At 57.0% G+C, this 13,658-nt stretch carries 13 protein-coding genes; 7 read left to right on the forward strand and 6 right to left on the reverse strand.

Annotated features, from left to right (window positions below; genetic code table 11):
- Positions 1-139 precede the first annotated feature (139 nt).
- Positions 140-1,180: a DUF2157 domain-containing protein gene (locus CHB79_RS07410; protein WP_089359425.1), complete on the forward strand. Its 1,041-nt coding sequence runs from the start codon at positions 140-142 to the stop codon at positions 1,178-1,180.
- Between the two features lie 321 nt (positions 1,181-1,501).
- On the forward strand, positions 1,502-2,875 hold the full coding sequence (gene ppnN / locus CHB79_RS07415) for a nucleotide 5'-monophosphate nucleosidase PpnN (RefSeq protein WP_089359426.1): 1,374 nt from the start codon (positions 1,502-1,504) through the stop codon (positions 2,873-2,875).
- Positions 2,876-2,917: 42 nt separating this feature from the next.
- On the opposite strand, the gene pdxR is transcribed toward ppnN, so the two are convergent.
- The gene (gene pdxR / locus CHB79_RS07420) at positions 2,918-4,384 is read right to left on the reverse strand and encodes a MocR-like pyridoxine biosynthesis transcription factor PdxR (protein ID WP_089359427.1); all 1,467 of its coding nucleotides are present in this window, start codon (positions 4,382-4,384) and stop codon (positions 2,918-2,920) included.
- A 101-nt stretch (positions 4,385-4,485) separates the two neighbouring features.
- Between pdxR and CHB79_RS07425 the strand changes: the two genes are divergently transcribed.
- The 3 genes from CHB79_RS07425 to CHB79_RS07435 are packed head-to-tail and all read left to right on the forward strand — an operon-like array spanning position 4,486 to position 6,284.
- Positions 4,486-5,118: an FMN-binding negative transcriptional regulator gene (locus CHB79_RS07425; protein WP_089359428.1), complete on the forward strand. Its 633-nt coding sequence runs from the start codon at positions 4,486-4,488 to the stop codon at positions 5,116-5,118.
- A 16-nt stretch (positions 5,119-5,134) separates the two neighbouring features.
- The gene (locus CHB79_RS07430; RefSeq protein ID WP_089359429.1) at positions 5,135-5,578 is read left to right on the forward strand and encodes a GNAT family N-acetyltransferase; all 444 of its coding nucleotides are present in this window, start codon (positions 5,135-5,137) and stop codon (positions 5,576-5,578) included.
- 13 nt (positions 5,579-5,591) lie between these two features.
- A complete protein-coding gene (locus tag CHB79_RS07435; protein ID WP_089359430.1) occupies positions 5,592-6,284 on the forward strand; it encodes a GNAT family N-acetyltransferase in 693 nt (230 codons plus the stop codon).
- 417 nt (positions 6,285-6,701) lie between these two features.
- Here CHB79_RS07435 and moaE read toward each other — a convergent pair whose 3' ends face one another.
- The 5 genes from moaE to dmeF form a co-directional block, all read right to left on the reverse strand.
- The gene (gene moaE, locus CHB79_RS07440; RefSeq protein ID WP_089359431.1) at positions 6,702-7,157 is read right to left on the reverse strand and encodes a molybdopterin synthase catalytic subunit MoaE; all 456 of its coding nucleotides are present in this window, start codon (positions 7,155-7,157) and stop codon (positions 6,702-6,704) included.
- Positions 7,158-7,159: 2 nt separating this feature from the next.
- Positions 7,160-7,408, reverse strand: a complete 249-nt coding sequence (locus tag CHB79_RS07445) for a MoaD/ThiS family protein (protein ID WP_010486584.1) — start codon at positions 7,406-7,408, stop codon at positions 7,160-7,162.
- Positions 7,405-7,896, reverse strand: a complete 492-nt coding sequence (gene moaC / locus CHB79_RS07450; RefSeq protein ID WP_089359432.1) for a cyclic pyranopterin monophosphate synthase MoaC — start codon at positions 7,894-7,896, stop codon at positions 7,405-7,407. Before moaC ends, CHB79_RS07445 begins: the two co-directional genes overlap by 4 nt.
- Before the next feature lie 143 nt (positions 7,897-8,039).
- Positions 8,040-9,431, reverse strand: a complete 1,392-nt coding sequence (locus CHB79_RS07455; RefSeq protein ID WP_010486581.1) for a PhoH family protein — start codon at positions 9,429-9,431, stop codon at positions 8,040-8,042.
- A gap of 338 nt (positions 9,432-9,769) precedes the next feature.
- On the reverse strand, positions 9,770-10,732 hold the full coding sequence (gene dmeF / locus CHB79_RS07460) for a CDF family Co(II)/Ni(II) efflux transporter DmeF (RefSeq protein WP_089359433.1): 963 nt from the start codon (positions 10,730-10,732) through the stop codon (positions 9,770-9,772).
- A gap of 153 nt (positions 10,733-10,885) precedes the next feature.
- Between dmeF and yaaA the strand changes: the two genes are divergently transcribed.
- Entirely contained in the window at positions 10,886-11,665 is a 780-nt protein-coding gene (yaaA, locus tag CHB79_RS07465) for a peroxide stress protein YaaA (RefSeq protein WP_089359434.1), read from the forward strand.
- Positions 11,666-12,288: 623 nt separating this feature from the next.
- The gene (algD, locus tag CHB79_RS07470; RefSeq protein WP_089359435.1) at positions 12,289-13,599 is read left to right on the forward strand and encodes a GDP-mannose 6-dehydrogenase; all 1,311 of its coding nucleotides are present in this window, start codon (positions 12,289-12,291) and stop codon (positions 13,597-13,599) included.
- Positions 13,600-13,658: the final 59 nt, after the last annotated feature.

The raw sequence follows: 13,658 nt of genomic DNA on the forward strand, positions 1-13,658 counted from the left end.
ACCATTAAACGACCATCAAAATCGCAGGCAGATGCCGGTCATTGCACCTATGGTCGCTTGAGTCATGGTGTACAAGCTGCGCGTTGACCACCCTTCGCGCTAGTCTTGAAGCAATTAAATTGCGGAAATGGAGTCCCAAATGCGCCTGACACTAGAGCCCGCCGATCTGCGCAACGCCGTCGCTGCTGGAGTGCTTGTCCCCGGCCAAGACGCGGCATTGCTGAATTTTTTACAGCAGCAACATCCTGAACGGGCCAGTTTTCAACTGGCACACGTCGCCTACTACCTTGGCGCCATGTTGATCATCGGGGCCATGGGTTGGCTGCTGACCGAAGCCTGGATGAACATTGGCGAAGGCGCGCTGCTGCTATTCAGTGCGGCCTACATGCTGTTCTTTACCCTGTGTGGCCGCAGCATGTGGCAACGCGGCCAGCAAATTCCCGGTGGTTTGCTCGGGGCCGTGGCCGTCAGCATGACACCGCTGTTGATATTTGCACTGCAACACCTGATGGGCTGGTGGCCGCAGGATGACGGCCTGGGCAACTACGACGCCTATTACCGATATGTACAAGGCAGTTGGCTGGTGATGGAAGCCGGCACCCTGGTTGTTGGCTTGTTGATGCTACGCCTGCTGCCCTTCCCCTTTATTGTCATGCCGATTGCGCTGGCGCTGTGGTTTATGTCGATGGACCTGACCGAACTGCTGTTCAGCGATAGCTTCAACTGGGAGCAACGTCGCTGGACCTCGCTATGGTTTGGCCTGCTGGTGTTGCTGGGCAGTCTTTGGATTGATGGCCGCACCCAGCGTGACTATGCATTCTGGGGATATCTGGCAGGCTTGTTGGCGTTCTGGGGCGGCCTGAGCCTGATGGACAGCAACAGCGAGCTGGGCAAAGCCTTGTATTGCCTGATCAACCTCGGTTTGATGGCCGTTGCCGTGCTACTGCGGCGTAGCCTGTTCATGATCTTTGGCGGGCTTGGAGTCGCCGCCTATCTCGGCCATTTATCCTATGAAGTCTTTGCGGACTCGCTGCTGTTCCCGATCATCCTTAGCCTGATTGGCCTTGCGGTCATTGGTTTGGGCCTGATGTACCAAAAGCGTCGGGATGCATTTAGCGCCCAACTTCGCAGCAAGATACCCACAAGTTGGCAGAACTTCCTCCCCGCTTTACGCCGCTAGGGCGCAGTGCAAAACGCCCGGCTACAAGCCCCTGGCCAGATGAACTGCGTCGCCATGGCTTATCCATGCAGGCCGGCTTGCAAAGCAAGCGGCCAAATTGTGCAAAAAGTGAGCTAAACACTTGAGCCAGCGGATATTTTTCATTCAAGGGGTTTCGCTTGGCCCTGCGTCGTTGTAGAAAAGACTATGCCTTGCACATTCTCACCCGCCTGTTCTGCCTTGAGCGCTGTGCAAGCGCTCGGCAAGCTCCGGCGCGGGCATCAAATTTTCAGACGCCTGTGGCAGTTGTGAGTCCACGGGGTCGCACTAAAGGAGCCAAGAATGGCCCAACGAAACGTAATAAATGCTTCCGTAAGCCCGAAGGGCAGCCTCGAAACCCTCTCTCAGCGGGAAGTCCAGCAACTCAGTGAAGCCGGCTCAGCCAGCATCTACAAACTGTTTCGCCAGTGTGCACTGGCTATCCTCAACACCGGTGCCCATATCGACAATGCCAAGACCATTCTCGATGCCTACCAAGACTTTGAAGTCCGCATCCACCAACAGGATCGCGGTGTCCGCCTGGAACTGCTCAACGCCCCGGCCGATGCATTCGTTGATGGCGAGATGATCGCCAGCACCCGGGAAATGTTATTCAGCGCCCTGCGCGACATCGTCTATACCGAGAATGAACTCGACAGCCAGCGCATCGACCTGAGCAGCTCGGAAGGCATCACCGACTATGTGTTTCACCTGCTACGCAACGCCCGCACCCTGCGTCCGGGGCTGGAACCGAAAATGGTCGTGTGCTGGGGCGGTCACTCGATCAATACGGACGAATACAAGTACACCAAGAAAGTCGGCCACGAACTTGGCCTGCGCAGCCTGGATATCTGCACCGGCTGTGGCCCCGGCGTGATGAAGGGCCCGATGAAGGGCGCGACTATCGCCCATGCCAAGCAGCGTATCAATAACAGCCGTTACCTGGGTTTGACCGAGCCAGGCATCATCGCCGCCGAAGCCCCGAACCCGATCGTAAACGAGCTGGTGATCATGCCGGACATCGAAAAGCGCCTGGAAGCCTTCGTTCGCGTGGGTCACGGCATCATCGTCTTCCCGGGCGGCGCTGGTACGGCGGAAGAGTTTCTGTATTTGCTGGGTATCCTGATGCACCCGGACAACAGCGAACTGCCCTTCCCGGTCATTCTCACCGGCCCCAAGAGCGCCGCAGCCTTTATCCAGCAACTGCATAGCTTTGTTGGCGCGACCCTGGGCGAGCAGGCGCAGAGCCACTACAAGATCATCATCGACAACCCGGCGGAGGTCGCCCGTGAAATGACCGCAGGCCTCAAAGCGGTAAAACAGTTTCGCCGCGAACGCAATGATGCATTCCACTTCAACTGGCTGCTGAAAATCGACGAAAGCCTGCAACGTCCGTTCGATCCGACACACGAGAACATGGCCAGCCTGCAATTGAACCGAGACCTGCCCGCCCACGAGCTGGCTGCCAACCTGCGCCGGGCGTTCTCCGGGGTAGTTGCCGGCAACGTTAAGGACAAGGGCATTCGCTTGATAGAAGAGAAAGGCCCATACCAGATTCATGGTGACAAGGCTGTTATGCAACCGCTGGACGAGTTGCTACAGGCATTTGTCGATCAGCACCGCATGAAACTGCCAGGCGGCGCCGACTACGTGCCCTGCTACCGCGTCGTCAAGTAAGCCGGCACGCAGGCTGTCGGGCACTAAACGCTCGACAGCCTGTTAAACACTCCAGGCAATGCGCAGGGCGCTCAACGCTGCCTCGATATCGGCTTCGGACACGGCAGCAAAACCGAGTACCAAGCCAGCCCTCTGGTCTGGCGTCTGCTCGCTATCGGGCAACCAATAGCTGCTCAACGCATTGATTTCAACACCGACCGCCGCCGCCGCTGCGATCAACTCCTGCTCGCGCGCAACGGTCTCGACCCTGACACACAGGTGAAGCCCGGCGTCCACCGCAGGCATGGCTGCGCAACCGTCAATGGTGCTGGGCCAACCCGCCAAGAGCGCATCGCGGCGACTGCGGGCGGCACTGCGCATGCGACGGATATGCCGTTGAAAATGCCCGGCGGCGATAAACTCGGCCATCACGGCCTGGGTACCGATCTCTGAATGGCGCATATCCAGGGCGCGGCGCCTCGAGAAGGACTCTGCCAGGCTCGCCGGTAAAATCAGATAACCCAGGCGCAAGGCCGGAAAGGTAATCTTGCAGAACGTGCCGACATACAGCACCCGCCCCCGCCGGTCGAGTGCAGCCAAGGGCGCCAGAGGTGTTCCACGATAACGGTACTCGCCATCGTAATCGTCCTCGACAATCCAACTGTCGTGCCGCTCAGCCCACTCAAGCAATTCCAGCCTACGCTGCAACGACAAGGTCACCCCAGTTGGGTATTGATGTGAAGGCGTCACATAAGCCAAGCGGCAATGCCCCAACCGCTCAAGCGCCGCCGTATCAATACCCTCTTCGTCGACCGCCACGCCCTGCAACCGGCCGCCAGCAACGGCAAATGCATGGCCAGCTGCGCGGTACCCCGGGTTCTCAACCGCCACCCGGTCGCCCGGCTGCAACATCAACTGCGCGCACAGGCTGATGGCTTGTTGCGCTCCGCTGGTGATCACCACCTGCGCCGGATCGCACTGCAAGCCACGACTGTTGCGCAGGTACGCCACTATCAGCTCGCGCAGCTGACGGTCCCCGGCGGGATCTCCGTAACCCAGCCGGGCTGGCGATGGCTTGCGCCAGAAGCGTGCCGACAATCTTGCCCAGGTTTCAAAGGGAAACAGGTCGAATGCCGGAACGCCCACTCGAAATGCCCGTGGCGCGCCCTCTGGTGGCCTGGGCAGATAATGATCATCTAGCAGGCGCAGGGCATCGCTCGGCGCGGGACTGGCAACTTGCACCGCCGCAACAGCGGTAACGCTCGCAAGCTCGGCAACATAGGTGCCATCGCCAACCCGGCCCTCAATGTAGCCCTCGGCATATAGCTGGTCGAACGCCCGTGTCACCGTATTGCGCGACACACTCAACAAGTCGGCAAGATCACGACTGGCTGGCAAGCGCGCCCCACCCGGCAAGCGCCCGTCGAGGATGCGCTCGCGCAGGCGCTGATACAGCTGGCGTGCCAAGCCAGGTCCGGGCCCAAGCCGCACGCCGGACAGATCAACCGGCAAGGGTGCATTCACCACCATAATTGGCACCTTCAAGTTGAAAAAAAATGGACCTTACAACAGACCAATATTCTGCCTAGCATGCAGCCATCAATCCACAACCCTGCATCAGAAGAGCCAGCATGTATTTACCCACAGCGTTTCGTCAGGATGATCTTGGTGTGCTGCATGAGGAGATCGATAAAGCCCGCTTGGCGACAGTAGTTAGCCACGGTGCAAGCGGTTTGCAAGCCACTCATCTGCCCGTGTTGCTGATTCGCGAGGAAGGCCAGTACGGCACCCTTTATGGTCATCTGGCGCGGGCCAATCCCCATTGGCGCGACTGGCAAGCGGGCAGCGATGCCCTGGTGATGTTCAACACCACGGATGGCTATATCAGCCCTGCCTGGTACCCGGCCAAGGCAGAACACGGCAAAGTGGTGCCGACCTGGAACTACATCAGTGTCCACGCACGCGGCCCGATCGAGCTGTTCGATGACCCGCAGCGCCTGCTGCAACTGGTCAGCCGCCTGAGCGACAAACACGAAGCGCCTCGCCAGAAGCCATGGTCTGTGGATGACGCGCCCGCTGACTACATCGACAAGATGTTGCGTGCCATCGTCGGCTTTGCCCTGCCCATTGCGCACCTTGAAGGCAAATACAAACTCAGCCAGAACCGCGACCCGGCCGATCGACAGGGTGTTCGCGCTGGATTGCAAAGCAGCACCGACCCACGCGACCAGTTACTTGCCGGGCGTATGCCCTGCGCCGATTAAACCGGAGGATCAAGCCATGTCTCTTGAAATTCGCCCTGTAACCGCTGCCGATCAAAGCGCCTGGCTGCCACTTTGGCAGGGTTACCAGCAGTTCTATAAAACCGAAATCAGTGCTGCGACCAGCGCCGTCACCTGGCAACGCTTTCTCGACCCCGCCGAGCCAATGCATGCGGCTATCGCCTGGCAGGACGGCGAACCGGTTGGTGTTGTGCATTGGATATTTCATCGCTCGTGCTGGACTGTTGGTGACTACTGCTACCTGCAGGATCTATTCGTTGCCCAACAGCTGCGCGGCTCAGGTGTTGGCCGCAAGTTGATTGAGCACGTCTACGCTCAGGCGGCAGCTGCGGGCGCTTCAAGGGTGCATTGGTTGACCCATGAAACCAATACCGACGCGATGCAGCTCTACGACCGTATTGCCGACCGCCCAGGCTTTGTCCAGTACCGCAAACTATTTTGACCGAGGCATCCGGATGACTTACCAACTCAACGATCACCCACTCGATTGGCAGGCGGCTGCGATGCCGCAACGCAGCGTCTTGAGCGGAAGGTTTGTACACCTGGAGCCGCTGCAGGCAAGTCAGCACGGTGACGACCTGTGGCATGCACTGCAAGGCCCGGAATCGGACCCCAAGCTATGGGATTATCTGGCGGTTGGCCCCTTTCCTGAGCGTGCGGCTTTCGATGCCTGGCTCCACGCCAATCAGGCCAGCAGTGACCCGCTGTTTTATAGCGTGATCGATAACGCCAGCCAGCGTGCAGTCGGGCTGCTCAGCTATCTGCGGATCAACCCTGAAGACGGCACCATCGAAATTGGTCATATCTCCTTTGGCAAAGTCATGCAGCGTTCCCCGAGCTCAACCGAAACCCTTTGGCTGCTGGCCAATCAGGCAATGACAGACCTTGGCTACCGGCGGCTGGAGTGGAAATGCAACGCGCAAAATGCCCGTTCAATGCGCGCGGCCGAACGCCTCGGGTTTGTCCATGAAGGCATATTCCGCCAGCACATGGTGGTCAAAGGCCGCAACCGGGACACCGCCTGGTTTTCGATAGTCGACAGTGAATGGCCGCGATGCCGCGATGCGTTCAGGCGCTGGCTGGACGTTGCCAACTTCGACAGCCAAGGCCAGCAGATCAGCAGCCTTGAGGCGCTCCGCAGACAATAATCCGTCGATAAACATCACCTTGTAGGGTGTGACAACGCGAAGCCTGTCCACCAGAAATCGCCAAGCATCCAAACTCCGCGCCGTAAATGGCGGACAGAAAAGCGCTGTCCGCCCTACAGGATAAACATCACCTTGTAGGGTGCGACAACCCGAAGCCTGTCCACCAGAAATCGCCAAGCATCCAAACTCCGCGCCGTAAATGGCGGACAGAAAAACGCTGTCCGCCCTACAGGATAAATATCACCGCGTAGGGTGCGACAACGCGAAGCTTGTCCACCAGAAATGGCCATATCACCAAGCTCCGCGCCGCACATGGCGGACAGAAAAGCGCTATCCGCCCTACAGGATAAATATCACCGCGTAGGGTGCGACAACGCGAAGCTTGTCCACCAGAAATGACGGATGTCCGTCGTGAGCTTAATCCTGCTTCCAGCGTTGCGCTGCTTGTTGGTCGCTGCAGCGCCCCTCGACCCAGCGAGGGCCGTCTGCGGTGTCTTCTTTTTTCCAGAATGGCGCACGGGTTTTCAGGTAATCCATGATGAACGCGCAGGCCTCGAATGCAGCTTCACGGTGGGCACTGCTGGTGCCGACAAACACAATCGGCTCACCGGGTTCAAGGCGGCCAATACGGTGGATCAACTCGACCTTGAGCAATGGCCAGCGTTGCGTGGCTTCATCAACAATCTTGGCCAACGCTTTCTCGGTCATGCCGGGAAAGTGCTCAAGAAACATGCCGCCGACATCACGCCCTTCGTTGAAATCACGCACATAGCCGACGAAGGTCACCACAGCGCCCACACCGAGATTTTGCGCATGCAGCCTGCTGAGCTCGTCGCCAGGGTCGAACGCATCAGGCTGAACCCGAATGCTCATCACTAGCCTCCGGTTACGGTTGGAAAAAACGCCACTTCATCACCTTCGGCCACGGCCTCATCAAGGCTGCACAACTCCTGATTGCGTGCGCACATCAGGTTCTGCTCGGCCAGGACCTGCCAGGCACCGCCACGCGCCAGCAAAAACTCACGCACATCGTTCAAGGTGGAAAAATCTTCGCTGTTGCTCAACTGCTCGCCATCGAGGCCCAAGGCTTCACGGTAGCGGGCGAAATACTGCACACGAATCATTGCTCACCTTCCACTTGAGCGGCCGAATGCTTGAAGTGGCCGCTCTTGCCGCCGAGTTTTTCCAGCAGGCGCACGCTCTCGATCGTCATGCCGCGGTCAACCGCCTTGCACATGTCATAAATAGTCAGGGCGGCAACGCTGGCGGCGGTCAGTGCTTCCATCTCGACCCCTGTCTGCCCGCTCAGCTTGCAGCGTGCCTGAATGCGCACCGCATCAGAGCCCTCGGCGCTCAGCTCGACCTTGACACTGGTCAGCATCAGGGGATGACACAACGGGATCAGGTCAGAGGTTTTCTTCGCGGCCTGAATCCCGGCAATACGTGCCACAGCAAAGACATCACCCTTTGGGTGATCACCCTCGACGATCATCTGCAATGTTTGCGGGCGCATACGCACCAGGGCTTCGGCCACGGCCGCGCGCACGGTCGATGACTTGTCGCTGACATCGACCATATTGGCACGGCCTTGTGAATCAAGATGAGTGAGCACAGCGTTACTCCAAGCTAGGATGGTCCGATTGTAAACCCCAGAGTCAGCTTTCGGCACCTGCGAATATCAATAAGTACTCATATGTGGCCCATAAAAAAGCCCTGCAAGCTGACGCCGGCAGGGCTTTGATCCAGGTTCGGTTATTACATGTGGGTTTCAGCGTACTCGGCCAGAATCGAGCGCGGCACGCCTTGCAAGGTGATATGCACGCCGTGGGAGAAATCCTTGAATCGCTCCGTCAGGTAGGTCAGGCCAGAACTGGGTGCTGACAAATATGGCGTATCGATTTGCGCCAGGTTGCCCAGGCAAATCACCTTGGACCCTGTACCCGCACGGGTGATGATGGTTTTCATCTGGTGCGGTGTCAGGTTCTGGCACTCATCGATCAGGATCAGGCTCTGCTGGAAGCTGCGCCCGCGAATATAGTTAAGGGATTTGAACTGCAGCGGTACCTTCTGCAGGATGTAGTCGACGCTGCCATGGGTGTTTTCATCATCCATGTGCAAGGCTTCGAGGTTGTCGGTAATAGCGCCCAGCCAGGGCTCCATTTTCTCGGCCTCGGTGCCGGGCAAGAAACCGATTTCCTGGTCGAGCCCCTGCACGCTGCGCGTGGCGATGATGCGCCGATAGCGCTTGCTGACCATGGTTTGCTCGATCGCGGCGGCCAGGGCCAGGATGGTTTTGCCCGAGCCTGCCGCGCCCGACAGGTTGACCAGGTGAATATCCGGGTCCAGCAAGGCGTAGAGCGCCAGCGCCTGATAGATATCGCGCGGCTTGAGCCCCCAGGCTTCCTGGTGCATCAGCGGCTCCTGATGCAAATCAAGTATCAGGATCTCGCCCTCATCGATCTCCTTGATCCAGCCGACAAAGCCTTGCTCATCAATGATGAACTCGTTGACATGGACCGAAGGCAGGTTGTCGGTAAGCTGGACACGGTGCCAGGTTCGGCCGTGGTCCTGGCGCGTCTCGACCTTGCTCACACGGTCCCAGAAACCGCCAGACATGTTGTGATAACCCTGCGACAACAGCGAGACATCATCGACTAGTTGGTCGGTGTGATAATCCTCGGAATCGATGCCACAGGCACGCGCCTTCAAGCGCATATTGATGTCCTTGGTGACCAGCACCACGGACAAACCAGGACGGCGCGACTTCAGCTCGACCAACTGGTTAATGATTTTATTGTCGTTGAGGTCTTCCGGCAGCCAGGTGATGGGGGCTGCGCTTTTGCTCATCAGGATCGATAAAAAGCCGCATGCGCCGCTCTTCTCTCGTTGAATCGGTACGCCGTGCTCCACTTCCTCAGGTAATGCGCTCCCCAGAATTTTGTCGATCAATCGAATCGCCTGACGGCATTCAGCAGCTACCCCTTGCTTACCCGTTTTGAGCTTGTCCAACTCCTCCAACACCGTCATCGGGATGGCGACGTGATGTTCCTCAAAATTGAGCAACGCGTTGGGATCGTGGATCAGCACATTGGTGTCGAGGGCGTAGAGGGTTGGAGCGGTGGGCTTACAGCGTCCGTGGTCATCCATACTCGTTCACCTTCTAGTAGAAGCCAAGCAACGGAATGCCAGATCAGCGCTCCGCTGCACAGGACCGCCGACTTCTCAGGGGCGACTGAGAAGCTGCAAGCAAGGTGAAGAGCAATATCGCCACCTGACTGCAGGGTTCGGCGTCTGCTTCTTTGATACTCCAAAAAACATGACAGTTAAACGAAGATTTCAGTTTTTTTATGTTTATTTGTCGGACAGACGAATAGCGCTTGGCGAGCTGGCCATGAGCCGTTAAAGTCGTAAGTCCCATCGATGCTTTTGCCAGTAAAAATTTCGCTTTCCAGGCATTTCCCTGCAATGCGTCACAACCTTCAACATCAGCACGAAAGATGTTCAGTCTCGTCTGGGGCCTCGCACCGATTGACCTCCACGGTCACATGCACCAACTCCCTTATCTGCCCCAACTGCAGCTTGTAATAATCTGCGGTGACCTGCTGGTGCGTCACCAGGCTGACAATGCAAGCAAACTGGCTGCGCCCCACCCGCCAGGCATGCAGGTCGGTGACATGGGTATCGGCATGCTGCTCCAGGGTGGAGCGAATGCGCGCGACAACCGGATGATCCATTTCCCGATCAAGCAGCGCCTTGCCGGTCTCGACCAGCAGGCCCTTGGCCCAGACCGCGATGATCACCGAGCCGATTACCCCCATCAAGGGGTCCAGCCAATCCCAGCCTAGCAACATCCCGCCGAGCAATGCCGCAATCGCCGCTACCGAAGTCAGGGCATCGGCCAGGACATGGATAAAGGCAGCATGACGATTGAGATCCCGCCCTGCATGTGACTCGCCATGTTCGTGACCATGCCCATGAGCATGGCCGTGCTCATGCTGATCGCGTAACAGCCATGCCGACAGCAGGTTAACCAGCAAGCCAATGACCGCGACAACCAGGGCCATATCAAAGGCAATCACCTGTGGGTTGAATAACCGCAACAATGATTCAAACGCCAGCATGACCACGACTACAACCAGCATCAACGCGCTGGCAAACCCTGCCAGGACTTCAACCTTCCAGGTACCAAAGGCAAAGCGCTGGTCATTGGCGTAGCGCCGCGCCATGAAGTAGGCCAAGGCGCTAAGGCCCAGGGCAACCATATGCGAGGCCATGTGCCAGCCATCAGCGAGCAGTGCCATCGAGTTGAACAGATAGCCGGCAATGATCTCGACCAGCATGGTTGCACCGGTCAACGCAGTAACCCGCCAGGCCTGGCGCTCTGCATGGGTTTCAAGTGGGCGGTAGTTGTGAGATTGCTGCCACCGCGAATGATCACAGTCGTTCATGCTGACATCCTTGCTGGTAATGGGCCGAAAAGAGGCGCTTCGAAGCTTACCGGGCATCGGAAAAGGTTCATTAGCTTAGCCCATTGGCTTAATAGCTAGAGTCCACAGGCCAGCTAGGCATAAAATCGCTCCAGACTTTAAGGAGCAGACTTTATGCTGATGGTGATTTCTCCGGCGAAAACCCTCGATTACGAGACGCCGCCTGTGACCGAACGCTTTACCTTGCCACAACACCTTGATCATGCCGGCGCATTGATCAGTCAATTGCGTGACTACTCGCCGCAGCAAATTGCCGAATTGATGCACCTGTCAGACAAGCTCGCTGGCCTTAATGCCGCGCGCTTTGGCAGTTGGTCGACGAGTTTCACCCCAGAAAACTCGAAACAGGCTCTGCTGGCATTCAAAGGTGACGTCTACACCGGCCTGGCGGCAGAAGACTTCAACGATGCCGACTTTGACTTTGCCCAGCGGCACTTGCGCATGCTCTCGGGGCTCTATGGCCTGCTGCGCCCGCTGGACCTGATGCAGCCATACCGCCTGGAAATGGGCACCAAGCTGCAAAACCCAAGGGGCAAGGATCTCTATGCCTTCTGGGGGGAGCGCATCAGTGGCTGGCTTAATGACGCATTGGCCGAGCAAGGTGACGACATTCTGCTCAACCTGGCATCCAATGAGTACTTTGGCGCAGTCAAACGGAATGCCCTGAATGCCCGCATCATCAACACCGAGTTCCGCGATGAAAAAAATGGCGAGTATAAAATCATCAGCTTCTATGCCAAAAAAGCACGAGGGCTGATGGCGAGATACGTCATCAAGGAAAAAATTTCCGACGTACGCGACCTGATGAACTTTAACGACCAAGGGTATCGCTACGCACCCGAGCGCTCGAAACCCGACAATCTGGTATTCCTGCGCGAGCAACAAAATAGCTGACACTCCCTCCTCTTCCAACGGGTTGGATATCCAGCCCGTTGAGCCGCTTCGCCCAGCAATACTTGATATATCACTTAACTAACGAATAGTTCAGTGGAAATCCAAATAGATTCAACACCACACTTAATCGACCCGGCTTCGCGGGCGTGACAATTACAAAGTGCCACCATTAATTGCCATCAAAGTGCAATTACTTAATAGTTGCACCACTGACTTATCTTGAAAAAAAGTTGACGAACGGTCTGAACTTACAGAATTTTCCTACACTCATATTCCGCGTAACACACTTCTTCGCGCAACTTTTGGCGCGAACCAAACTGCCCTAACTCTCGATAAGACAGTCGAGGTAACTGTTCACCTGGATAATTTGACAGACAAGATAAAAGACTAGGTAGCTGATGGCAGTTTGCACCTAAACCAATCATTTCAAAGAGGTTTTTGAGCGGAACGCTCACGCCCGTGAAATGAGTAAAAACAGTATTTGCCTGATCACGCCCCTAACTAAGCGGGCGGGCATTAACGCGACTGTAATAAGTAAGCGAGATAACAATACAGGTAGGAAACAGCACATCGAAACCCGCGAAACATAATTAATTCTGTAATAACTGAATGAGGTTAAGACCATGCGCATTAGTATTTTTGGTTTAGGTTATGTCGGCGCCGTATGTGCCGGTTGCTTGTCTGCTCGGGGCCACGAAGTTATCGGCGTGGATATCTCCGCCACTAAAATCGACCTGATCAACAATGGTAAATCGCCTATCGTCGAGCCCGGCCTGGAGGCACTACTGCAAAAAGGCCTGGCCGCCGGAAAACTGCGCGGAACTACTGATGTAGCCAGCGCAGTTGCGGACAGCGAAGTGTCATTTATCTGCGTCGGAACTCCGAGCAAAAAGAACGGTGACCTTGAACTCAACTACATCGAAGGCGTGTGCCGTGAAATCGGCATGGCCATGCGCGACAAGAGCGCTCGACACACCGTAGTTGTACGCAGCACCGTCTTGCCTGGCACCGTTCGTAATGTCGTGATTCCGATCCTTGAAGACTGCTCTGGCAAGAAAGCCGGTGTCGATTTCGGTGTTGCAGTGAACCCTGAGTTCCTGCGTGAAAGCACGGCCATCAAGGATTACGACTTCCCGCCAATGACAGTGATTGGCGAGTCGGACACCACCTCCGGCGACCTGCTTGAAAGCATCTACAGCGAGCTGGATGCACCGATCATTCGCAAGACCATCGATACCGCTGAAATGATCAAGTACACCTGCAATGTCTGGCACGCCACCAAAGTGACCTTCGCCAACGAGATCGGCAACATTGCCAAGGCGGTTGGCGTCGACGGCCGCGAAGTCATGGACGTGATATGCCAGGACAACAAGCTCAACCTGTCCAAATACTACATGCGCCCAGGTTTTGCATTCGGCGGTTCCTGCCTGCCGAAGGACGTTCGCGCCCTGTCCTACCGCGCCACATCCCTGGACGTCGAAGCCCCGCTGATCAGCTCGTTGATGCGCAGCAACCTGGTCCAGGTGCAAAAGGCATTCGACATCATCTCGCGCTGCAACAAGCGCAAGGTTGCCTTGCTCGGCCTGAGTTTCAAGGCTGGGACCGATGACCTGCGCGAAAGCCCTCTGGTTGAGCTGGCTGAAATGCTCATCGGCAAGGGCTACGACCTCAGCATCTTCGACCGCAACGTCGAGTACGCCCGTGTCTACGGTGCGAACAAAGACTACATCGAGTCGAAAATCCCTCACGTGTCCTCGCTGCTCAACAGCGATTTCGAAAGAGTGGTCGCCGATGCCGACGTGATAGTGCTGGGCAATGGCGACAAGGACTTTGCGCCATTGGCTGACGAGAAGTTCGAAGGCAAGCACGTCATCGACCTGGTTGGTTTCATGACCACGGCAACTCGCAGCGGTGCCGAAGGCATCTGCTGGTAAATGAACCCGCCCCGGGTCCAGGCCGCAAGGCGTATGCCCGGGGCGAGTCCAGTGAATTC

Source organism: Pseudomonas segetis, assembly GCF_900188155.1.
Taxonomy (GTDB): Bacteria; Pseudomonadota; Gammaproteobacteria; order Pseudomonadales; family Pseudomonadaceae; genus Aquipseudomonas; species Aquipseudomonas segetis.